Genomic DNA, 21,561 nt, shown 5'->3' on the forward strand with positions numbered 1-21,561 from the left:
CCTTCAGGGAGAGGGGCCGGGGGAGAGGGTTACCGACATGAAGATCATGATTTGCCCGCTGAACGGGCCGAGAAACATCAGCGAATTCACCTACGGCGGCGAGTTCAAGCAGATGCCCGATCCGGCCACCTGCACCGACGCCGAATGGGCCGACTACGTATTCAACAGCGACAACGCCGCCGGCGTGGTGCGCGAGTGGTGGATGCACAACGCCTCCAGCTACTGGTTCCTCGCCGAACGCCACACGGTCACCGACCAGATCATTCGCACCTTCGACCCGAAGGAACTCTTCACCCAGCGGGTCGAATTCGCCTCGCACACCCAGGAGATCGCCGGATGAGCCAGCCCAGCCGCCTCCCCGCCCCCATGGGCCTGCTGATCGACCGCGACCAGCCGCTGGCCTTCGATTTCGATGGCACCGCCTACCAGGGCTTTGCCGGCGACAGCATCGCCAGCGCCCTGCTCGCCAACGGCCGCTGGCTGCTCTCGCGCTCCTTCAAATACCACCGCCCGCGCGGCCCGCTGACCATGGCCGGGCAGGACGCCAACACCCTGGTGCAACTGCCGGACGAGCCCAATGTGCTGGCCGATGCCCAAGCCATTCGCTCGGGGCTCAGCGTCACCGCGCAGAACGTCAACGGCAGCCTGAACAACGACCGCGACGCCTACCTCGGCACGTTCTCCAAGTTCATGCCGGTGGGCTTCTATTACCGCTCCTTCTACAAGCCCAAGGGCATGTGGAAGGTCTGGGAACCGCTGATCCGCAAGAAGGCGGGCCTCGGCGTGCTCGACCTCAACTTCAAGCCGCAGTACTACGACAAGGTCTATCTGTTCGTGGATGTGGCCATCGTCGGCGCCGGCCCGGCTGGTCTTTCCGCCGCGCTCACCGCCGCCAATGCCGGTGCCAAGGTGCTGCTGATCGAGCAGCAGCCGGTGCTCGGTGGCTCGCTCACCTATGCCCGCTTCGATGTGGAAGGCCGCCGCGCCGAGCTGCTACGTCGCGAGCTGGTGGCTGCGGTCGAAGGCCACGCCAATATCCAGGTGCTGAAGGAGGCCACCTGCAACGCCTGGTTCACCGAGAACTACCTGCCGGTGATCCAGGGCCGCCGGATGTACAAGGTGCGCGCGAAGCAATGCATCGTCAGCGCCGGTTCCTTTGACCAACCGGTGGTGTTCCGCAACAACGACCTGCCCGGCGTGATGCTCACCAGTGCTGCCCAGCGCCTGATGAAGCTGTATGCGGTGAAGCCCGGCAAACGCGCCGTGGTGCTCACCGGCAACGACGACGGCTACCTCGCCGCCCTCGACCTCGCCGAACAGGGCGTGCAGGTGGCGGCCCTGGTGGACATGCGCCAGCAGCCCACCGACGCCGCGCTGAAAACCGCGGTGGAAAAGCAGGGCATCCCTTGTCACCTCGGCAGCACGGTTTATGAAGCCCTGCACGAGAAGGGCATGCGCCATGTCAGCGGTGTGGATATCCGCCGCATCACTGCCCAAGGCCAGGTTGCCGAGCACGGCCTGCAACTGTCCTGCGACCTGCTGTGCATGTCCGCCGGCTACATGCCCGTCTACCAATTGCTCTGCCAGGCCGGCGGCAAGCTGGCCTACGAGGAGCAGCGCGCCGAGTTCGCCATCAGCGGCCTGCCGGAAGGCCTGGCCATCGCCGGCTCGGTGAATGGCCGCCACAGCCTGGACAATGTGTTGCAGGATGGTGCCCAGGCCGCCGCGCACGCCAGCAAGGCCCTCGGCCTGGATGCCGGCATCGGCGAAGCCGGGTTCAATGGCGAGGCGCGGGTCAACTTCGACTGGCCGATCTTCCCCCACCCCAAAGGCAAGGATTTCGTCGACTTCGATGAAGACTTGCAGGTGCGCGACATCGTCAACGCCACGCGCCACGGCTACCGCGACGTGCAGCTGGTGAAGCGCTTCTCCACGGTCGGCATGGGCCCGTCCCAGGGTCGTCATTCGGCGCTGCCCACTGCGCGCCTGGTGGCCAAGGCCACCGGCCGCAGCATCAGCGAAACCGGCGTCACCACCGCGCGCCCGCCGTTCGAGGCGGAGAAGCTCGCCCACGTTGCCGGCCGCGCCTTCGACCCTTACCGGCAAACGCCCATGCACAGCCGCCACGTGGCGGCTGGCGCCAAGCTGATGCCAGCCGGCATCTGGCAGCGCCCGGCCTTCTACGGCAAGGCCGAGGACCGCGAACGCTGCATGCAGGAGGAAGCCCGCCACGTGCGCGAGCAGGTCGGCCTGATCGACGTCTCTACCCTGGGCGGCCTCGACGTACGCGGCCCGGACGCCGCCGAGTTGCTGGAGCGCATCTACACCCTGCCCTTCAAGAAGCAGCCGGTGGCGCGCACCCGCTATGCGCTGATGACCAACGAGCACGGCGTGGTGATCGACGACGGCGTCTGCGCGCGCCTGGCCGAGAACCATTTCTACGTCACCGCCACCACCAGCGGCGTGGACCGCATCTACCAACAGATGCTCAAGTGGAACGCCCAGTGGCGCCTGAATGTGGACATCGCCAACGTCACCGCCGCCCTGGCTGCGGTGAACCTGGCCGGGCCGTTGTCGCGCAAGGTGCTGCAGAAGCTCTGCGACGATGTCGACCTGTCCGCCGGAGCCTTCCCTTACCTCGCCGTGCGCACCGGCACCGTGGCCGGCATTCCGGCGCGGCTGATGCGGGTCGGTTTCGTCGGTGAGCTGGGCTACGAGATCCACGTACCCGCCCGCCACGGCGGCAAGCTGTGGGATGCACTGATGGCTGCCGGCACCGAGTTCGGCATCCGCCCGTTCGGTGTCGAGACCCAGCGTCTGCTGCGCCTGGAAAAGGGCCACGTGATCATCAGCCAGGACACCGACGGCATGACCCATCCGGGCGAGATCGACATGGAATGGGCGATCGGCCGCAAGAAGGCCTTCTTCGTCGGCAAGCGCTCCATCGAAATCCTCGAAGCGCAGCCACTGAAGCGCAAGCTGGTGGGCTTCACCCTGCCCAAGGGCAGCGCGCAGCCGCTGGAAGGCCACCTGGTGCTGAACGGCCCGGACATCAGCGGCAACGTCACCTCCTGCGAGTACTCCGGCACCCTCGGCCAGATCATCGGCCTGGCCTACGCGGGCGCGGACCAGGCCGAGCCGGGCTCGCTGATCCCGATCCGCGTCGAGGGTGGCCAGGTGGTCCAGGCCACCGTGGTGCAACTGCCCTTCTTCGACCCCGACAACAAGCGCCAGGAGCTCTGAGCCATGACCAGCCTCAACCCCATCGAGCGCTGCGCGCTCATCGACCTCACCGACCTGCCGCGCGTGGGCTTTCGCGGCATCGACGCCGCTGCCTTTCTCAGCGAACGCGGCTACACGCTGCCGGAGGCGCCCAACCGGGCGATGACGCAGGCTGACGGTGCACTGGTTGCGCGCCTGTCGCAGACCGAGTACCTGCTGCTGGGCAGCCTCGCCGACCGGGGCGAACGCATCGCCACCGAGGAGGCGGGCTGGCAGATCAGCGACAAGGGCAACTACCTGCTGCCGCGCCAGGACAGCCACGCCTGGCTGCAACTCTCCGGCCGCCACGTGGCGGAGGTGATGGCCAAGGTCTGCGGCGTTGACCTGCGCCCCGAAGCCTTCCCGGTCGGCGCTGTGGCGCAGACCTCGGCGGCGCGGATCAACGTCATCGTGATCAACGCCGGCACCGGCGAGCTGCCGCGCTTCCACATCCTCTGCGACCGGGCATCGCTGGACTACTTCCACGGCGCCATGCTGGATGCCATGGAAGAGTTCGGCGGCCAGCCGGTTTCGTTGGAAGCCTTGCTGGCCTGAACCGTTGGGTTTCGCTGCGCTCAACACCAACCTACAGGGAGGAGCCCCGATGACCGCCATCGAAACCCCGGAACGGGAAGCCGATTACCGCGTGCCCGCCCTGCAACGCGGGCTGACCATCCTCGGCATGTTCAATGCGCGCGTGCGCAGCCTGAGCATGAACGAGATGGCCGAACGCCTGGCGGTCAGCCCCTCGGCCGTCTACCGCATCGTGCAGACGCTGGTGGACATGGGCTACCTGCAGAAGGCCGGGCGCAGCGCCTTCGAGCTGGGCCCCCAGGTGATTGCCGACGGTTTCGTCTACCTGGCCAGCCGCGACATCGTCGAAGTCGCCATGCCCTACCTCAATGAGTTGCGCGACCGGACTTCGCTGTCCTGCCACCTGAGCATCCGCGAACAGACCGAGAGCCTTTACCTCTACCGCGCCTTCGCGCCCCAGCGGCTGACGGTGAACATCCCCATCGGCACCCGCCTGCCGTGCCACAGCACCGCACTGGGCCGGGTGCTGCTGACCGCGCTGGACGAAATCGAGCTGAGCCAGCTCTACCAGCACGTGCGCCTGGACGATTACCCACCGCCGGCGCCGCGCACCCTGCCCGAGTTGCAGCAACTGATCGGCCAGGATCGCGAGCGCGGCTGGGTATTGCACCGCTCCGACTATTCCACCGCCATCGCCACCGGCATCCGCGACCACAGCGGAAAGGTGGTCGCCGCCATCAACCTCTCCGGCCCCGATGCCGTGATGGACAGCCCCGATGCCCAGGCCACCTTCCTCCACGCCCTCGGCCAGACCCAGGCGCTGATCTCAGCGCAGCTCGGGGCTCCGGGGCTGGCCTGACGGACGCCTGCTTCTTGTGGGGCGAATTCATTGGCCAAGGGGCGCGCAGCGGCCCCAATGGTCCTCAAGGCCGAACCTGCGGTTCGGTTGGCGAATGAATTCGCCCCTACGGGATTAGTGGAATCTCGTATTACGGTATTCCACGTTTTACCTTATCCTTCGCGCCCCTTCCGCCGCGCACACGGCGCGGCGCTCCTGGCCTTTTTCCCTTTTCGAACGACCTTCCGTCGCCAATGCCGGCCCTCCCCTGGCGGCTGACTCTTGCATATTCAATATTATGGTATACCATCAGACAGCAAGAGACTTCCCAAACCAGGAGAGCCCAATGAGCTTCGAAATCCGCAAGATCGTCAGCTACGTGGAAGAGACCTTCATCGAAGGCGGCAAGGCCACCGACAAGCCAGTGACCATGGTGGGGCTGGCCGTGGTGATCAAGAACCCATGGCTCGGCCGTGGCTTCGTCGAAGACCTCAAGCCCGAGATCAAGGCCAACTGCTCCGACCTCGGCGCGATGATGGTCGAGCGCCTGACCGCTGCCATCGGCGGCGCCGCGAAGATCGAGGCCTATGGCAAGGCCGCCGTGGTCGGCGCCGACGGCGAGATCGAGCACGCTTCCGCGGTTATCCACACCCTGCGCTTCGGCAATCACTACCGCCAGGCGGTGAATGCCAAGAGCTACCTGAGCTTCACCAACAAGCGCGGCGGCCCGGGCACCTCGATCCAGATCCCGATGATGCACAAGGACGATGAGGGCCTGCGTTCCCACTACATCACCCTTGAAATGCAGATCGAAGACGCACCGCGTGCCGACGAAATCATCGTCGTGCTGGGCGCCGCCAACGGTGGCCGCCTGCACCCGCGCATCGGCAACCGCTACATCGATCTGGAAGAGCTGGCCGCCGAGCAGGCCCAGTGATCCCAAGGCCCGTGCAGGAGCGATCCATGATTCGGCTCACCGCTGAACGCACACCGGCCGGCACCAGTTATCTGGCGACCGGCCAAGGCCACCCCGTGGTACTGATCCACGGCGTCGGCCTGAACAAGGAAATGTGGGGCGGCCAGATCGTCGGCCTGGCCCCGCACTTCCAGGTCATTGCCTACGACATGCTTGGCCATGGCGCCAGTCCGCGCCCGGAAACGGGCACCGGGCTGCAGGGCTATGCCGAGCAACTGCGTGAACTGCTGGAGCACCTGAAGCTGGAACGGGCGACCGTCATCGGCTTTTCCATGGGTGGCCTGGTGGCACGGGCCTTCGCGCTGCACTACCCGCAGCACCTGGAGGGCCTGGTGATCCTCAACAGCGTGTTCAACCGCAGCGCCGAACAGCGCGCCGGGGTGATCGAACGCACCCGCCAGGCCGCCGAACACGGCCCGGATGCGAACGCCGAAGCGGCCCTGTCGCGCTGGTTCAGCCGCGAGTACCAGGCAGCCAACCCGGCGCAGATCGCCGCCATCCGCCAGACCCTTGCCAGCAACGATCCGCAGGGCTATCTGACTACTTATGAGCTGTTCGCCACCCAGGACATGTACCGCGTGGACGACCTGGGCAGCATCAGCGTGCCGACCCTGGTCGCCACCGGCGAACTGGACCCGGGCTCGACGCCCGAAATGGCCCGGCAACTGGCCGAGCGCATTCCCGGTGCCCAGGTGGCGGTGCTCGACGAGCAGCGGCACATGATGCCGGTGGAGTCGCCGCGTCTGGTCAACCAGGTGCTGCTGGACTTTCTCCAGCACGCGCAGACCTTACAGAACCAAGCAAAGGGGATCGTCGCATGACGCTCGCACGCTTCCAGATGTGCATCGATGGCCAGTGGGTCGATGCGCTGTCCGGCAAGACCTTCGAAAGCCTCAACCCGGCCCTGGCCGAGCCCTGGGCGGAACTGCCCGATGCCGACGAGGCGGACGTGGAGCGTGCCGTGCAGGCGGCCCAGAAGGCCTTCGAGAACCCGACCTGGCGCGGCCTTTCCGCCACTGCGCGGGGCAAGCTGCTGCGCCGCCTGGGCGATCTGATCGCCGAGAACAAGGAACACCTGGCCCAGCTGGAAAGCCGCGACAACGGCAAGCTGATCCGCGAAACCCGTGGCCAGGTCGGCTACCTGCCGGAATTCTTCCACTACACCGCGGGCCTGGCCGACAAGCTGGAAGGCGGCACCCTGCCGCTGGATAAGCCCGACCTGTTCGCCTACACGGTGCACGAACCGCTGGGCGTGGTCGCCGGGATCATTCCCTGGAACAGCCCGCTTTACCTGACCGCGATCAAGCTGGCCCCGGCCCTGGCCGCCGGCAACACCATCGTCCTGAAGCCTTCCGAGCACGCCTCTGCGACCATCCTGGAACTGGCGCGCCTGGCGCTGGAAGCCGGCATCCCGGCGGGCGTGGTCAACGTGGTCACCGGCTTCGGCCCGAGCACCGGCGCGGCGCTGACCCGCCATCCGCTGGTGCGCAAGATCGCCTTCACCGGCGGCGCCGCCACCGCGCGCCATGTGGTGCGCAGCAGCGCGGAGAACTTCGCCAAGCTGTCGCTGGAACTGGGCGGCAAGTCGCCCAACATCATCTTCGCCGACGCCGACCTGGACAGCGCCATCAACGGCGCAGTGGCCGGTATCTACGCCGCCTCCGGGCAGAGCTGCGTGGCCGGTTCGCGCCTCTTGGTGCAGGACGAGATCTACGACGAGTTCGTCGAGCGCCTGGTAGCCCGCGCCCAGCGCATCCGCATTGGCAACCCGCAGGACGAGAGCAGCGAGATGGGCCCCATGGCCACCGCGCAGCAACTCGCCGTGGTCGAAGGCCTGGTCGCTGACGCCCTCGCCGAAGGCGCGCGCCTGCGCATGGGCGGCAAGCGCCCGGCAATCGACGCACAGGGCTGGTACTACGAGCCGACCCTGTTCGAGTGCGACAGCAACTCGATGAAGATCATGCAAGAAGAAGTCTTCGGCCCGGTGGCCTCGGTCATCCGCTTCAAGGACGAGGCCGAGGCGCTGGCCATCGCCAACGACTCCCAGTTCGGCCTCGCCGCCGGCATCTGGACCCGCGACCTGGGCCGCGCCCACCGCATGGCCCGTGACGTGCGCTCCGGGATCATCTGGGTCAACACCTACCGCGCGGTCTCGGCCATGGCGCCCATCGGCGGTTTCCACAACAGCGGCTACGGTCGCGAGAGCGGCATCGATTCGGTGCTGGCCTACACCGAGCTGAAAACGGTGTGGATCAACCTCTCGCAAGCACCCATGCCCGACCCCTTCGTGATGCGCTGAGAGGACATCCCCATGATCGAACCCGGCATCTACAAAGAAGTGATGGGCTCCTTCCCGTCCGGCGTCACCGTGGTCACCACCCTGGACGCCGAGGGCGACATCGTCGGCATCACTGCCAGCGCCTTCAGCGCCCTGTCCATCGACCCGGCCCTGGTGCTGTTCTGCCCCAACTATGCTTCGGACACCTACCCGATCCTGCGCGATAGCAAGCAGTTCGCCATCCACCTGCTCTGCGCCGACCAGCAGGCCGAAGCCTACGCCTTCGCCAAGAAGGGCAAGGACAAGGCCAAGGGCATCGACTGGCACCTGAGCGAGCTGGGCAACCCGCTGCTGACCAAGGCCACCGCGATCATCGAATGCGAGCTGTGGCGCGAGTACGACGGCGGCGACCACGCGATCATCGTGGGGGCGGTGAAGAACCTGATCCTGCCCAAGGAAGAGGTTACGCCGATGCTCTACCACAAGGGCAAGCTGGGCGCCTTGCCGGAGATTTCCTGAGTCACCTTCAGGGCCGCTGGTCGCCACTCTCGACAGCGGCTTTTTTTTATTCCCGTACCTGTAGGAGCGAGCCTGCTGGCGAACCTGTCCCTGGAGCCTTCGCTGGCAAGCCAGCTCCTACAGAAGAAAAGGAGTCCCCCAATGAGCAACGAGAAATACGAAAAGGGCCTGGAGATCCGTACCCAGGTGCTGGGCGAGGCCTATGTGAACAAGTCGATCCAGAACGCCGACGACTTCACCCGCCCGCTGCAGGAACTGGTCACCGAGTACTGCTGGGGCCACGTCTGGGGCCGGGACGGCTTATCGCTGAAAGAACGCAGCATGATAAACTTGGCGATGATTTCGGCGCTCAACCGCCCCCACGAGCTGAAGCTGCATGTTCGCGGCGCCCTGCGTAACGGCCTGTCCCGCGAGCAGATCCGCGAAATCCTCCTGCAAGTCGGCATCTACTGCGGTGTGCCGGCGGCAGTGGACAGCTTCCGCATCGCCCGCGAGGCCTTCGCCGAGGCCGACGCAGAAGCTCAAGGTTGACCGCCGGCGCCACCCGATGAGGGAGCACGCGCAAGTGCTCCTTCGTTTCTCTTACGGACAGCCATAACCAGAGCGGACCACATGAAACGCTTGCCCCTCGACGACAGCTTCAAGGTCAACCGCAATCCCGTCACCCTGCGCGAGATCGTCCTCGACAAGCTGCGGGGCGCCATCCTGAACTTCCAACTGCTGCCGGGCGACCGCCTGGTGGAGCGCGACCTCTGCGACCGCCTGGGCGTCAGCCGCACGTCCGTGCGCGAGGCCCTGCGCCACCTGGAATCGGAAGGCCTGGTGGAATTTGCCGATGCCAAGGGTCCGCGCGTTGCCATCATCACCTTGGAAGATGCCTGTGATATCTACGAGCTGCGCTGCGTGCTCGAAGGCCTGATCGTCCAGCTCTTCACCCTCAACGCCAAGGCCAAGGACATCCGCGCCCTGGAGCGCGCCCTGGAGGAGAACCGCGAGGCCCTCGAACAAGGCGAGCTGCAACAGGTGCTGGAGTCCGTACAAGGTTTCTACGATGTGCTGCTGGAAGGCTCCGGCAACCACATCGCCGCGACCCAGCTGCGCCAGTTGCAGGCGCGCATCAGCTACCTGCGTGCGACCTCCGTTTCCCAGGAGAACCGTCGCGGCGCCAGCAACAAGGAAATGGAACGCATCGTCGAAGCCATCAAGAGCGGCGACCCGCTGGCCGCCCACCAGGCGTCGGTGGACCACGTGCGCGCCGCCGCAAAAGTCGCCCTGGACTACCTCAAGTCCAAGCAGGACGAGCCGGGCAAGGTCCGCGAGATCGCCAGCCCCATCGCCCTGAAAGAGCCGCGCATCGGGCGCTGATGACATGCCCTCCCCGCGCTTCTGTCCCGGTTGCGGCAGTGGCGGCCTGAGCCGCCAGTGCCCCGTCGGGGACACCCACGAAAGGCTGGTGTGCGCGGACTGCGGCTACATCCACTACGAAAACCCGAAGATCATCGCCGGCTGCATCATCGAGCAGGACGGCAAATACCTGCTCTGCCAGCGCGCCATCCCGCCGCGCCCCGGCACCTGGACGCTCCCGGCCGGTTTCATGGAGAACGGCGAAACCACCGAGGAAGCGGCCCTGCGCGAAGTCTGGGAAGAGAGCGGCGTACGCGCCGAGATCGTCTCGCCCTACTCCATCTTCAGCGTGCCGAAGATCAGTGAGGTCTACATCATCTTCCGCGCCACCGCGCTAGAAGAAACCGGCCAGCACGGCCCGGAAACCCTGGACTACCGCTTCTTCGCCCCCGAGGACATCCCCTGGGACGCCATCTACTACCCGGCCATCCGGCAGATCCTCGAACGCTACATCGAGGAGCGCGAGGCCGGGGTGTATGGCATCTACATGGGCAACGACGATACCGGGAAGATTCACTTCATCCGGTAGCCCTCCGTTAAGCCTCAACCCCCTCCACAATGATCACCTCCGCCTTGGCCACGCCCTGGCGATATCCACAGGCTTCCTGGTATTCCGCCGAGCGGTAGCAGGCCAGGGCCTGGTCATAGGATTCGAACTCGATCACCACGCTACGCTGGGGAGTAGCACGGCCTTCCATCGCCTCCGAACGGCCGCCACGGGCCAGCAACTTGCCGCCATATGTGGCGAAAGCGGCCGGGGCGCGGCGGGTGTATTCGCTGTAGCGTTCCGGGTCCGTCACATCGACGTAGGCGATCCAGTAAGCCTTCATGCTGACCTCTGCAGTTCCGGTTAAATTGGTATTATGGTATACCAGAAACCTTCCCTCTTGATCCAGCCAGGTGTCATGTCATGCCGTTCAACCGTATCGAAGAAATCATCGAAGACTTCCGCCAGGGCAAGATGGTCCTGCTGGTGGACGACGAGGACCGCGAAAACGAAGGCGACCTGCTGCTGGCGGCGGAAAAGTGCACCCCCGAGGCCATCAACTTCATGGCCCGCGAAGCCCGCGGCCTGATCTGCCTGACCCTGACCGACGAACACTGCGAACGCCTTGGCCTGGAGCAGATGGTGCCGGCCAATGGCAGCGCCTTCGCCACCGCGTTCACCGTCTCCATCGAAGCCGCAAGCGGCGTGACCACCGGCATCTCCGCGGCCGACCGTTCCCACACCGTGCTCACCGCCGTGGCCCCTGAGGTCACGGCAGACGACCTGGTACAGCCCGGCCATATCTTCCCGTTGCGCGCCCGCGAGGGTGGCGTACTGAACCGCGCCGGCCACACCGAAGCCGGCTGCGACCTGGCCCGCCTGGCCGGCTTCACACCGGCTTCGGTGATCGTCGAAGTGATGAACGATGACGGCAGCATGGCCCGCCGCCCTGACCTCGAAGCCTTCGCCGAAAAGCATGGCATCAAGATCGGCACCATCGCCGACCTCATCCACTACCGTCTCAGCACCGAGCACACCGTCACCCGCATTGGCGAGCACGAGCTGCCCACGGTGCATGGCACCTTCCGCCTGGTGACCTACGAGGACCGCATCGAGGGCGGCGTGCACATGGCGATGGTGATGGGGGATATCCGTCGCGACGAACCGACCCTGGTGCGGGTTCACGTGATCGATCCGTTGCGCGACCTGGTGGGCGCCGAGTACACCGGGCCGAAGAACTGGACCCTCTGGGCCGCCCTGCAAAAGGTGGCGGAAGTCGGCCACGGCGTGGTGGTGGTCCTGGCCAGCAACGAATCCTCCCAGGCCCTGCTGGAGCGCGTACCGCAGCTCACCCAGCCACGCCGACAGTTCAGCCGCTCGCAGTCGCGCATCTACTCCGAAGTGGGCACCGGCGCGCAGATCCTCCAGGACCTTGGCGTGGGCAAGCTGCGCCACCTCGGCGCCCCGCTGAAGTACGCCGGCCTCACCGGCTATGACCTGGAAGTGGTAGAGACCCTGCCGTTCGAGGGCTGAACGCCACAGATACCCCTTACAAACCTACCTGTGCATCCCCAAGGGCTGCTGACCACGACGCCACTCGTCCCCCGTAACCCGGCTAGCGCCCTCAATGGCGATAGCCGGCAAGGCGAAGTACTTGCACAAAGCTTGGAATACCATAATATGACATTCCGTAGGCCGGAGATTTATTGCGAGTGCGCCCGCCAGGGACCAGCATGAACAAGAGCACTCGACACGGCCGCCCTTGACGGCCCCATTGGGGTCCCCTGCTCCTGATAAGCGGGTTGAAGCGAAGCCCGCTTGCGTACAAACACAACAATGAGGGCAAGCAAGATGGTGTTCAAAAAACGTGCAACCGCGGTTCTCGCCGCAGCCTTCCTGGCCGCGACCGGTAATGTCGCCATCGCCGCCGACAACATCAGCTTCGTGAGCTGGGGCGGTACTACCCAGGATGCGCAGAAACAGGCCTGGGCCGAGCCCTTCAGCGAAGCCAGCGGCATTCGCGTGGTGCAGGACGGCCCGACCGACTACGGCAAGCTCAAAGCCATGGTCGAGAGCGGCAACGTGCAGTGGGACGTGGTGGACGTCGAGGCTGACTTCGCCCTGCGTGCCGCCGCCGAAGGCCTGCTGGAACCCCTGGACTTCGGCGTGATCCAGCGCGACAAGATCGACCCGCGCTTCGTGTCCGACCACGGCGTCGGCTCCTTCTTCTTCTCCTTCGTGCTCGGCTACAACCAGGGCAAGGTCGGCGCCAACGCCCCGCAGGACTGGACCGCCCTGTTCGACACCGCCAAGTACCCGGGCAAGCGCGCCCTCTACAAGTGGCCGAGCCCCGGCGTGCTGGAACTGGCCCTGCTGGCTGACGGCGTAGCCGCCGACAAGCTCTACCCGCTGGACCTGGACCGCGCCTTCAAGAAGCTCGACACCATCAAGCAAGACATCGTCTGGTGGGGCGGCGGCGCCCAGTCCCAGCAACTGCTGGCCTCCGGCGAAGCCACCCTCGGCCAGTTCTGGAACGGCCGCGTCTATGCCCTGCAGCAGGATGGCGCGCCGGTTGGCGTGAGCTGGAAGCAGAATCTGGTCATGGCCGATTTCCTGGTCATCCCCAAAGGCGCCAAGAACAAGGACGCGGCCATGAAGTTCCTGGCCAACGCCAGCAGCGCCAAGGGCCAGGCCGACTTCGCCAACCTCACGGCCTACGCCCCGGTGAACGTCGACAGCGTCGGTCAGATCAACGGCGAACTCGCCCCCAACCTCCCCACTGCCTACGCTAAAGATCAGATCACCCTCGACTACGCGTACTGGGCCAAGAACGGCCCGGCAATCGCCGCGCGGTGGAACGAATGGCTGGTCAAGTGAAGATGGCTGCCATCCAGCCCAACCCGCCGGCCAAGGCCACCGGAAGCGCAGCCCGCGCTTCCGGCAGCCCCCAGCCCAAGGCTGCGTCGATGAATCAAGTCAACGAGACCACCCTGCGCTGGCGCGGTGCCCGCAACCTGATCCCGGCCCTACTGTTTCTCGGCCTGTTCTTCCTCGCGCCGCTGATCGGCCTGCTGCTGCGCGGCGTGCTCGAACCCACGCCGGGGCTGGGCAACTACGAGCAACTGTTCGCCAACTCGGCCTATGCCCGCGTGCTGTTCAACACCTTCGCCGTCGGCGGCCTGGTGACCCTGATCAGCCTGCTGCTGGGCTTCCCACTGGCCTGGGTGATCACCCTGGTGCCGCGTGGCTGGGGCCGCTGGCTGCTGAACATCGTGCTGCTGTCGATGTGGACCAGCCTGCTGGCACGCACCTACTCCTGGCTGGTGCTGCTGCAGGCCTCGGGCGTGATCAACAAGATGCTGATGGCGCTGGGCATCATCGACCAGCCGCTGGAAATGGTGCACAACCTCACCGGTGTGGTGATCGGCATGAGCTACATCATGATTCCGTTCATCGTGCTGCCGCTGCAGGCCACCATGTCGGCCATCGACCCGATGGTGCTGCAGGCCGGCTCCATCTGTGGTGCCAGCCCCTGGACCAACTTCTTCAAGGTGTTCCTGCCGCTGTGCCGTCCGGGGCTGTTCTCCGGTGGCCTGATGGTCTTCGTCATGTCGCTGGGTTACTACGTCACACCGGCCCTGCTGGGTGGCGCGCAGAACATGATGCTGCCGGAGTTCATCGTCCAGCAGGTGCAGTCCTTCCTCAACTGGGGCCTGGCCAGCGCCGCCGCCGCGCTGCTGATCGCCATCACCCTGGCTCTGTTCTACGTCTACCTGAAGCTGCAGCCGGAATCGCCGGTGGCTTCGAGTACTGCGAGGTAAGCCATGCTGCTGTCACCCAACGCCATGGGCCTGCGCCTGCGCATCGGCCTCTACCTCACCACCGGGACGATTGCGGCCTTCCTGCTGCTGCCGATCCTGTTCATCGTGCTGCTGTCGTTCGGCTCGTCCCAATGGCTGGTGTTCCCGCCGCCGGGCTGGACGCTGAAGTGGTACGAGCAGTTCTTCTCCAACGCCGAGTGGATGGAGTCGGCCCTGGCCAGCCTCAAGGTCGCCGTGCTGACCACGATCTGCTCCGTGGCCCTGGGCTTGCCCACCGCCTTCGCCCTGGTGCGCGGCAAGTTCCCCGGCCGCGAGTTTCTCTACGGCCTGTTCACCCTGCCGATGATCGTGCCGCTGGTGATCATCGCGGTGGCCGTGTACGCGCTGTTCCTCAAGCTGGGCTACACCGGGACGCTGTTTTCCTTCGTGGTCAGCCACGTGATCGTCGCCCTGCCCTTCACCATCATCTCGATCATCAACTCGCTGAAGCTGTTCGATCAGTCCATCGAGGATGCCGCGGTGATCTGCGGCGCCACGCGGCTGCAAGCGGTGTACAAGGTGACCTTCCCGGCGATCCGCCCCGGCATGATGGCCGGCGCCCTGTTCGCCTTCCTGGTCTCCTGGGATGAAGTGGTGCTGAGCGTGATGATGGCCAGCCCGACCCTGCAGACCCTGCCCGTGAAAATGTGGACCACCCTGCGCCAGGACCTGACCCCGGTGATCGCCGTCGCCTCGACGCTGCTGATCGGCCTGTCCGTCCTGGTCATGGTGATCGCCGCCGTGCTGCGCCGGCGCAACCCTGCAAGCGCCTGAGCGCCGAGGTAAAGAGAATGAGTGCCGTTATCCAAGACACCCGCGAAAACAAGACCCTGGTCAGCCTGCGCAACCTGAACAAGCACTACGGCGACTTCGCCGCCGTGGACAACATCTCCCTGGACATCCAGGACGGCGAATTCCTCACCTTCCTCGGCTCCAGTGGCTCGGGCAAGAGCACCACGCTGTCGATGCTGGCCGGCTTCGAGACGCCCAGCTCCGGCGAAATCCTGGTGGACGGCAAGTCCCTGGTGAACGTGCCGCCGCACAAGCGCGACATCGGCATGGTGTTCCAGCGCTACTCGTTGTTCCCGCACCTGAATGTGCGCGACAACATCGGTTTCCCGCTGGACATCCGCAAGCAGGCCGCCGGCGAACGCGAGCGCCGCGTGGAAGCCATGCTCAAGCTGGTGCAACTGGAGCAATTCGCCCAGCGCCGTCCCGCCCAGCTTTCCGGTGGCCAGCAGCAGCGCGTGGCCATCGCCCGTGCGCTGGTGTACGAGCCGCGCATCCTGCTGATGGACGAACCCCTGGGCGCCCTGGACAAGAAGTTGCGCGAAGACCTGCAGGATGAGCTGCGCCACCTGCACCGTCGCCTCGGCATCACCATCGTCTACGTCACCCACGACCAGGAAGAAGCCATGCGCCTGTCCCAGCGCATCGCCATCTTCAGCCACGGCAAGATCGTCGGCCTGGGCAGCGGTTACGACCTCTACCAGAGCCCGCCGAACGCTTTCGTCGCCTCCTTCCTCGGCAATTCCAACTTCCTCAAGGTGAAGGCCCAGGGCAACGCCGGCGCCAGTTTCGAAGGTCAGTCGCTGGCCATCCGTCCCACCGCCGGCCTGCACAACGGCCAGGACCTGATCCTGATGGTGCGTCCGGAAAAGGCCCAGGTGCTGAGCCCGGAACAGGCGGCCAGCGAGCCATTGGCCGCCGGTTGGAACCAGATCCAGGCCAAGGTGGCGGAAACCGTGTTCCTCGGCGAAAGCCTGACCTGCAGCGTGATCACCGCAGGCGGCACCAGCCTGACCTTGAAGGAACTCTCCGGCACCACCGCGCCCCTGCAACCGGGCGCAACGGTGATGGTGCGCTGGGCCGCGGCGGATGCCTGCGTCTACACCGAGTGGAAGGAAAGCGACCTGGCCAAGGGCGCCGGGGCGCATTGAAAACGACCTCGGCCCCTCTGCTTTCGGGGGAGGGGCGGTGGCCGGCGGCTGACTCAAGCCCCCCGACCGCATGCCCCCCCATTGGCCACTGATCTCTAGCGTCGAAACAATCAGTTGCCCCTGCCCAATCGGCAACTGTCCGGGGTGGATATTCAGACGCTGATCAAATACAGGAAAAATGAAACACTGCGGAAAACGCAACGTTGGCCAACTCCAGAAAACAGCTCGATACGACATATCCAACGCTGCCTGACGCGAACGTTTGAAACTCTCCGGAAGTCCACCGAACAAGTGAATATCCGGGCAGAATCCGCATCATATGGCGACCAACGACGAGCCGTAAAAAAAACGTCAATAAATGAACTTCATAAACTTACAAATTATCACCCAGGCGACCATAAGCACCCCGAATATAAGAATCACGAAACTTGCAAATATATGCCTGACTCACGCAACAAGATGTGAAATTGGAATACTCACTTGTTGTTGGCGATTGAGGATATTCAGCAAGAGCATGACGCGTTGTTCGCCATCCATGGCCAGGAAGATCGCTTCCATCTCCGCATAGGGTCCTACGCGCACCTGGACACATTCCCCAGGGTGCAAGGCGGCACATTCATCCGCATTGGCGCAGCGCTGCTTGAGCTGTTCGACGATGCTCTCCGGCACCCGCGAGGGGCTGCTGGAGAAGCTCACAACCCGCATCACGCCTCGTGTCGAGCGCAAGGCTGTCCAGTTGTCCTGGGCGCGAAAATGCACGAAGAGGTAACCGGGGAACATCGGTTGGGTGAGTCGCCGCAACCGGCCGCCCTTGAGCACTTCAACGTCGAGGGTCGGACAAAAACAGTCGAAGCCCTGACGTACCAGATGGTCCCGGGCACGCTCGTCCTGGCGTGACTTGCATTGCACGAGGTACCAGGCGATTTCGGGGAGAAGTGCGTCCTTGCTCATGACAGTCCCTGGCGTGAAGAGTCTTTACCTGACGCTAGTTCCTGCCTGAAGTTCGTGCCGCCAGACAAAACTACTGGCCGACTAATGGTCATGCCGCCCGGACATCCGCTTGTCGGAAAACATTGGCAGTGCGCGCAGAAAGATTGTGCGCGTTAAAGGGCGAACTATCCTGACAACCTGTCTCTGGACAGCACTCATTGAAGGCACTCTGCCATCAATTAATGCACATGGAATTGTGATCCCGAGTTAGTACACAAGTTCCAGCCCGCAAACTTTCGCCCAACTTATTGACGGCGAGTGGCGGTAGCCATGTGTCCGGATATTCGAGCACGGTCCAACAGGAAGCGGCCCGAACATTCCCCGCCCCTCCGTGCCCCCTCGCGCCAGCAGCCCTGCCGGCGCCGCAACAACCCTGCCCCGCAGTCGAACCGAGTCACCCAAGAGTCCACCAGGGACGCCACCCGGCGCCTCCCTGGCTGGGTCCCCTGCACAGCGCAAAGGAGTCGGCGTCATGGTCCAAGTCAGCTATCCCGGTGTCTACATCGTCGAAAAGGCCAGCGGGGTACGCACCATTACCGGTGTCGCGACCTCCATCGCCGCCTTCGTCGGCTATACGCGCAAGGGCGTGCCCGACAAGGCCGTGGCCATCACCAGCTTCGCCGATTTCGAACGCGGCTACGGCGGCCTCGACCGCGACAGCCCGCTGTCCTACGGCGTGCGCCAGTTCTTCCTCAACGGCGGTACCCAGGCCCTGATCGTGCGGGTCGCGGTCGGCCATGGCACCAGCGCCTGGGTGCTGGAGAACGGCGCGGGCGACCCGGTCCTCGAAGTCAGCGCCGCCAGCCCCGGCACCTGGGGCAACGGCCTGCGCCTTAGCGTGGTGCACACCGGCGTGCGTAACCCCGACAGCGATTTCAACCTGGTGGTCTCGCAGCTGCAGGCCGACGGCACCACCCTGGTGCTGGTAGAAACCCACCGCAACCTCAGCCTCGATTCAAACTCGGCGCAGTACGCCGTCTCAGTGATCAACAACGCCTCCGCGCTGATCCGCGTCGCCCGCACGGGCGGCCTGACCTTCGCCGAAGCCGGTCGAGCCGTCAGCGCCGAGCTCACCAGCTTCCCACTTGATCCAGCCAACACCACCATCGGCGGCACCCTGGATGGCACCACGCCCTTCCTGCTCACTCTCCTGGATGCGCCCTGGGCCAACATCGGCGACCTGGTGACCTCCACCAACGATGCCATCGTCGCCGCCGGCCTGGCCGCCCAGTTGCAGGCGGCCGAAACCGGCGAAGACGGCGGCACCGGCAGCGACCACCTGACCCTGGAATCCCTGACCGCTGGCGAATCTTCCAGCGTCACCATCGCCGGCGGTGCCTTCGGTGGTCTCACCGCGACCCTCCACCTGGGACTCGCCAACCTGGGCCGCGAATTCACCGGTGCCGCCGAGCACCGTCCTGCCGTGGTCAGCAACCTCGCACCGGCCACGCCGGGGGCGGATGGCGCTCGCGGCGGCGCGCTCGAACTGGTGGGCAACGAGTCGGCCAAGACCGGTATCTACGCCCTGCTGGACGTAGACCTGTTCAACATCCTGGTCATCCCGGAGACCTTCGAAATGACCGCCGGCCAGGAAGCCGGGGTAATTCCCGCCGCCACCGCCCTGTGCGAAGCGCGGCGCGCGTTCTACATCGTCGATGCACCGTCCAACCGCACCCTGGCCAACATCGGCACCTGGACCAACGCCGCCTCGCAGTCGCGCAACGCAGCCACCTACTTCCCCGCCGTGCGCATCGTCGATCCCCTGGATGGGCTGCGACCACGGGCGATGGCCCCATCCGGCACCCTGGCCGGGGTCTACGCGCGCACCGATGCCACCCGGGGCGTGTGGAAGGCCCCCGCCGGCACCGACGCCGTGCTCAACGGCGTGCTCGACCTGGCCCTGCCAATCAACGACCTGGAGAACGGCCAGATCAACCCGCTGGGGGTCAACGTGCTGCGCAGCTTCCCCGCCTACGGCCGGGTTTCCTGGGGGGCGCGCACCATGAAGGGCGCCGATGCCCAGGCCGACGAGTACAAGTACATCCCGATTCGGCGCCTCGCCCTGTTCCTTGAGGAGAGCCTTTATCGCGGTACCCAGTGGGTGGTCTTCGAACCGAACGACGAGCCGCTCTGGGCGCAGATTCGCCTGAACCTGGGCGCCTTCATGAACGGCCTGTTCCGCCAGGGCGCCTTCCAGGGCAAGACGCCCCAGGAAGCCTTCTTCGTCAAATGCGACAAGGAAACCACCACCCAGGCCGACCGCAACCTCGGCATCGTCAACATCCAGGTCGGCTTCGCCCCACTGAAGCCGGCGGAGTTCGTCGTCCTCACCATCCAGCAGATCGCCGGCGATCTGCAATAAAGGGAGTCGGATCATGGCCCAATTCGCCGTCAACACCCATCGTTTCGATCCCTACAAGAACTTCAAATTCCGCATCAAATGGGATGGCCGTTACGTCGCCGGCGTGAGCAAGGTCGGCGCCCTCAAACGCACCACCGAAGTGGTCGAGCACCGCGAAGGGGGCGACCCCTCCACCTCGCGCAAATCCCCCGGACGCACCAAGTACGAGGCCATTACCCTGGAGCGCGGCGTCACCCATGACCTGGAGTTCGAGGCCTGGGCCAACAAGGTCTGGCACGTCGGCACCGGGCTCGGCGCTGAGACCAGCCTGAAGGACTTCCGCAAGGACCTGATACTGGAGGTCTACAACGAAGCCGGGCAGGTGGTGCTGGCCTACAAGATCTACCGCTGCTGGGTGTCCGAGTTCCAGGCACTGCCTGACCTCGACGCCAACGCCAACGCCATCGCGATCCAGACCCTGAAGCTGGAAAACGAAGGCTGGGAGCGTGACCCCGAGGTCTCCGAGCCCACGGAACCGGTCCTGGCGGGATGACCTGAGCCATGCACCCGCTTCCCTCGCGCATTGCCATGCGGCCCTTCGGCGAACTCGCGGACCTGGACCTCGACTTCGCCGACCGCGACCGTCCGCGCCTGGTCACCGAACTGCTGACCCAGTGCTCCACCGGCACCGACGCCGCCTTCTGGTGGACGCAGCCGGTGGGCACGCGCAGCGCTGCTCTGCTGCGCCTGGCGGCGGAGACCTGCGGTGTGTACAGCCTGCCCTTCAGCGCCCGGTGTCCGGCCTGCAACGAGGCGTTCGAATTCGAACTCCAGTTGGCGCCCTTGCTGGCCACTGCCGACGACGACGGGCCGATTCGCGTGGGCCTCGACCCGGACCGGCAGGTGACCCTGCGCCGCCCCACGGGCGACGACCTGCGCCGCTGGCGCCAGGCGCAACCGGCCAGCCCCGTTGAGGCGCGCCGGCTGATGCTCGACAGCCTGCTGCTGGAAGGACAGATACGCCCCGACGATGAAGCACGGCTTTCCGAGGCCGTCGCGACGGCGGACCCACTGGTAGCCCTGGCCGTGGCCTGTAGCTGCCCCGCCTGCGGTGCGGACAGCGAAGTCCCCATCGACCTCGACCACACCGCCCTGGCCCGCCTGGGCGCACGCCAGCGCGCCTTGTTGCGCGAAGTGCATTGCCTGGCCTCCCGCTACGGCTGGAGCGAAGCCCAGGTCATGGCGCTGTCCCCGGCGCGCCGTGCCCAGTACCTGGCCCTGATCGAGGCGTTCTGATGAGCGACTATTTCGCCGCGCTGATGCGCGCCAGTGGCCTGTTCGCCCCGGCCGCCGTGCCCGGCTTGGAAGCACCGCCTGAGCTGGGCGTGGAAGCTTCGGCACCTGCCTCGCAGCCCGAGCCCGCATCGCCGCAGGTCTCCTCGGTGCCCACAAGCACCGAAGCCCGGCGCACGGTGGCGACCATTGACCGCTCAACAGCCGACGCTCCGACAGCACGCCCACTGGCTGTGGATAACCCATCGGAATCCGTTCGCCCGTCCCCGAACCCGCTGCAGGACCGGCCCGCGCCGCCCCAGCAGAACGCGCCTATCCCGTCACTGCCAGAGCCGTCGACTCCACCGCCCGATAGTGAGCGCCACGAGGGCCGGCCGGTGGCTTCCCAAGCCGACGAGCGGGTGCGAATCGCCATGCGCTGGGTGGCAGCCGATCCGCAGTTGGCGACGCCCACGGAGCCGGTGCACCGACACAGCCAGACAGTGCTGGAGAGCAGTCACTCCCCCCTGCAAGCACAGCAACCTGCCTCGCCCTCCCAGCCGAGCCCGGTTCATGTGCCGCAGGCTCAGGCGGCGATACCGGCCCTGCAACCCGAAGTCCTGAGCGAGCCAGTCGCCGTAGCACAGCCGGCAACACCAAGGGGCGAACCCGAGGTATTCGAACCGGCACGGGAGGAAACCCTGGAAATATCCATCGGCGCCATTCACCTGCGGGTCGAAGCCCCGAGCCCGCAGACCGTGGCCCGGCCGGTTGCGCCGCCTGCCCGGGCGCAGCAGCCGACCACTCCGGCCTCTTCCACCCGTAGCGGCCTTTCGCGCCGCGCTCTGCGGCGGTTCTGAT

Annotated in this window: 22 protein-coding genes; 20 read left to right on the forward strand and 2 right to left on the reverse strand. The window is 65.6% G+C overall.

The features are described from left to right. The first annotated feature begins 37 nt into the window (after nucleotides 1–37). From G559_RS0109925 to G559_RS0109975, 11 genes are all read left to right on the forward strand, one after another. A complete protein-coding gene (locus G559_RS0109925) occupies nucleotides 38–340 on the forward strand; it encodes a sarcosine oxidase subunit delta (RefSeq protein WP_028628071.1) in 303 nt (100 codons plus the stop codon). Next, nucleotides 337–3,243 carry an FAD-dependent oxidoreductase gene (locus G559_RS0109930; protein ID WP_028628072.1) on the forward strand — a complete coding sequence of 969 codons (2,907 nt, stop codon included), beginning with the start codon at nucleotides 337–339 and terminating at the stop codon, nucleotides 3,241–3,243. The genes G559_RS0109925 and G559_RS0109930 overlap by 4 nt, the downstream gene beginning before the upstream one ends. A gap of 3 nt (nucleotides 3,244–3,246) precedes the next feature. Beyond that, nucleotides 3,247–3,816 (forward strand): sarcosine oxidase subunit gamma, encoded by a 570-nt coding sequence (locus tag G559_RS0109935; RefSeq protein ID WP_028628073.1) that lies wholly within the window; start codon nucleotides 3,247–3,249, stop codon nucleotides 3,814–3,816. 49 nt (nucleotides 3,817–3,865) lie between these two features. After that, complete coding sequence (locus G559_RS0109940) at nucleotides 3,866–4,654, forward strand: IclR family transcriptional regulator (protein WP_028628074.1); 789 nt, start codon at nucleotides 3,866–3,868, stop codon at nucleotides 4,652–4,654. 325 nt (nucleotides 4,655–4,979) lie between these two features. Then, entirely contained in the window at nucleotides 4,980–5,570 is a 591-nt protein-coding gene (locus tag G559_RS0109945; RefSeq protein WP_028628075.1) for an amino acid synthesis family protein, read from the forward strand. 26 nt (nucleotides 5,571–5,596) lie between these two features. Next, entirely contained in the window at nucleotides 5,597–6,430 is an 834-nt protein-coding gene (locus G559_RS0109950; RefSeq protein ID WP_028628076.1) for an alpha/beta fold hydrolase, read from the forward strand. Further along, nucleotides 6,427–7,908 (forward strand): aldehyde dehydrogenase, encoded by a 1,482-nt coding sequence (locus G559_RS0109955; protein WP_028628077.1) that lies wholly within the window; start codon nucleotides 6,427–6,429, stop codon nucleotides 7,906–7,908. The genes G559_RS0109950 and G559_RS0109955 overlap by 4 nt, the downstream gene beginning before the upstream one ends. 12 nt (nucleotides 7,909–7,920) lie before the next feature. Next, nucleotides 7,921–8,406 (forward strand): flavin reductase family protein, encoded by a 486-nt coding sequence (locus G559_RS0109960; RefSeq protein ID WP_028628078.1) that lies wholly within the window; start codon nucleotides 7,921–7,923, stop codon nucleotides 8,404–8,406. A gap of 141 nt (nucleotides 8,407–8,547) precedes the next feature. Beyond that, the gene (locus G559_RS0109965; RefSeq protein WP_028628079.1) at nucleotides 8,548–8,937 is read left to right on the forward strand and encodes a carboxymuconolactone decarboxylase family protein; all 390 of its coding nucleotides are present in this window, start codon (nucleotides 8,548–8,550) and stop codon (nucleotides 8,935–8,937) included. 81 nt (nucleotides 8,938–9,018) lie between these two features. Further along, the gene (locus G559_RS0109970) at nucleotides 9,019–9,771 is read left to right on the forward strand and encodes a GntR family transcriptional regulator (protein WP_028628080.1); all 753 of its coding nucleotides are present in this window, start codon (nucleotides 9,019–9,021) and stop codon (nucleotides 9,769–9,771) included. A 4-nt stretch (nucleotides 9,772–9,775) separates the two neighbouring features. Next, the gene (locus G559_RS0109975; protein ID WP_028628081.1) at nucleotides 9,776–10,339 is read left to right on the forward strand and encodes an NUDIX hydrolase; all 564 of its coding nucleotides are present in this window, start codon (nucleotides 9,776–9,778) and stop codon (nucleotides 10,337–10,339) included. A gap of 7 nt (nucleotides 10,340–10,346) precedes the next feature. On the opposite strand, the gene G559_RS0109980 is transcribed toward G559_RS0109975, so the two are convergent. After that, nucleotides 10,347–10,640, reverse strand: a complete 294-nt coding sequence (locus G559_RS0109980; protein ID WP_028628082.1) for a DUF1330 domain-containing protein — start codon at nucleotides 10,638–10,640, stop codon at nucleotides 10,347–10,349. A gap of 80 nt (nucleotides 10,641–10,720) precedes the next feature. Here G559_RS0109980 and ribBA point away from each other — a divergent pair, with 80 nt between their 5' ends. The 5 genes from ribBA (at nucleotide 10,721) to G559_RS0110010 (ending at nucleotide 16,097) form a co-directional block, all read left to right on the forward strand. Continuing rightward, complete coding sequence (gene ribBA, locus G559_RS0109985; RefSeq protein ID WP_028628083.1) at nucleotides 10,721–11,830, forward strand: bifunctional 3,4-dihydroxy-2-butanone-4-phosphate synthase/GTP cyclohydrolase II; 1,110 nt, start codon at nucleotides 10,721–10,723, stop codon at nucleotides 11,828–11,830. A gap of 318 nt (nucleotides 11,831–12,148) precedes the next feature. After that, complete coding sequence (locus G559_RS0109995; protein ID WP_028628084.1) at nucleotides 12,149–13,174, forward strand: ABC transporter substrate-binding protein; 1,026 nt, start codon at nucleotides 12,149–12,151, stop codon at nucleotides 13,172–13,174. Continuing rightward, nucleotides 13,159–14,118, forward strand: a complete 960-nt coding sequence (locus G559_RS0110000) for an ABC transporter permease (protein WP_028628085.1) — start codon at nucleotides 13,159–13,161, stop codon at nucleotides 14,116–14,118. The genes G559_RS0109995 and G559_RS0110000 overlap by 16 nt, the downstream gene beginning before the upstream one ends. A gap of 3 nt (nucleotides 14,119–14,121) precedes the next feature. After that, a complete protein-coding gene (locus tag G559_RS0110005) occupies nucleotides 14,122–14,931 on the forward strand; it encodes an ABC transporter permease (protein ID WP_028628086.1) in 810 nt (269 codons plus the stop codon). A 17-nt stretch (nucleotides 14,932–14,948) separates the two neighbouring features. After that, nucleotides 14,949–16,097, forward strand: a complete 1,149-nt coding sequence (locus G559_RS0110010) for an ABC transporter ATP-binding protein (protein ID WP_028628087.1) — start codon at nucleotides 14,949–14,951, stop codon at nucleotides 16,095–16,097. A 447-nt stretch (nucleotides 16,098–16,544) separates the two neighbouring features. Here G559_RS0110010 and rfaH read toward each other — a convergent pair whose 3' ends face one another. Continuing rightward, nucleotides 16,545–17,048, reverse strand: a complete 504-nt coding sequence (gene rfaH, locus G559_RS0110015; protein WP_028628088.1) for a transcription/translation regulatory transformer protein RfaH — start codon at nucleotides 17,046–17,048, stop codon at nucleotides 16,545–16,547. A 511-nt stretch (nucleotides 17,049–17,559) separates the two neighbouring features. On the opposite strand from rfaH, the gene G559_RS0110020 reads away from it, so the two are divergent. The 4 genes from G559_RS0110020 to G559_RS0110035 are packed head-to-tail and all read left to right on the forward strand — an operon-like array spanning nucleotide 17,560 to nucleotide 21,560. Then, entirely contained in the window at nucleotides 17,560–19,449 is a 1,890-nt protein-coding gene (locus G559_RS0110020; RefSeq protein WP_028628089.1) for a phage tail sheath C-terminal domain-containing protein, read from the forward strand. 13 nt (nucleotides 19,450–19,462) lie between these two features. Beyond that, nucleotides 19,463–19,981 (forward strand): phage tail protein, encoded by a 519-nt coding sequence (locus G559_RS0110025; RefSeq protein ID WP_028628090.1) that lies wholly within the window; start codon nucleotides 19,463–19,465, stop codon nucleotides 19,979–19,981. 8 nt (nucleotides 19,982–19,989) lie between these two features. Continuing rightward, nucleotides 19,990–20,724 (forward strand): hypothetical protein, encoded by a 735-nt coding sequence (locus G559_RS29605; protein WP_051246543.1) that lies wholly within the window; start codon nucleotides 19,990–19,992, stop codon nucleotides 20,722–20,724. After that, a complete protein-coding gene (locus G559_RS0110035) occupies nucleotides 20,724–21,560 on the forward strand; it encodes a hypothetical protein (RefSeq protein ID WP_028628091.1) in 837 nt (278 codons plus the stop codon). The genes G559_RS29605 and G559_RS0110035 overlap by 1 nt, the downstream gene beginning before the upstream one ends. The last annotated feature ends 1 nt before the right edge of the window (nucleotide 21,561 follow it).

The organism is Metapseudomonas resinovorans DSM 21078 (assembly GCF_000423545.1).
GTDB lineage: Bacteria > Pseudomonadota > Gammaproteobacteria > Pseudomonadales > Pseudomonadaceae > Metapseudomonas > Metapseudomonas resinovorans.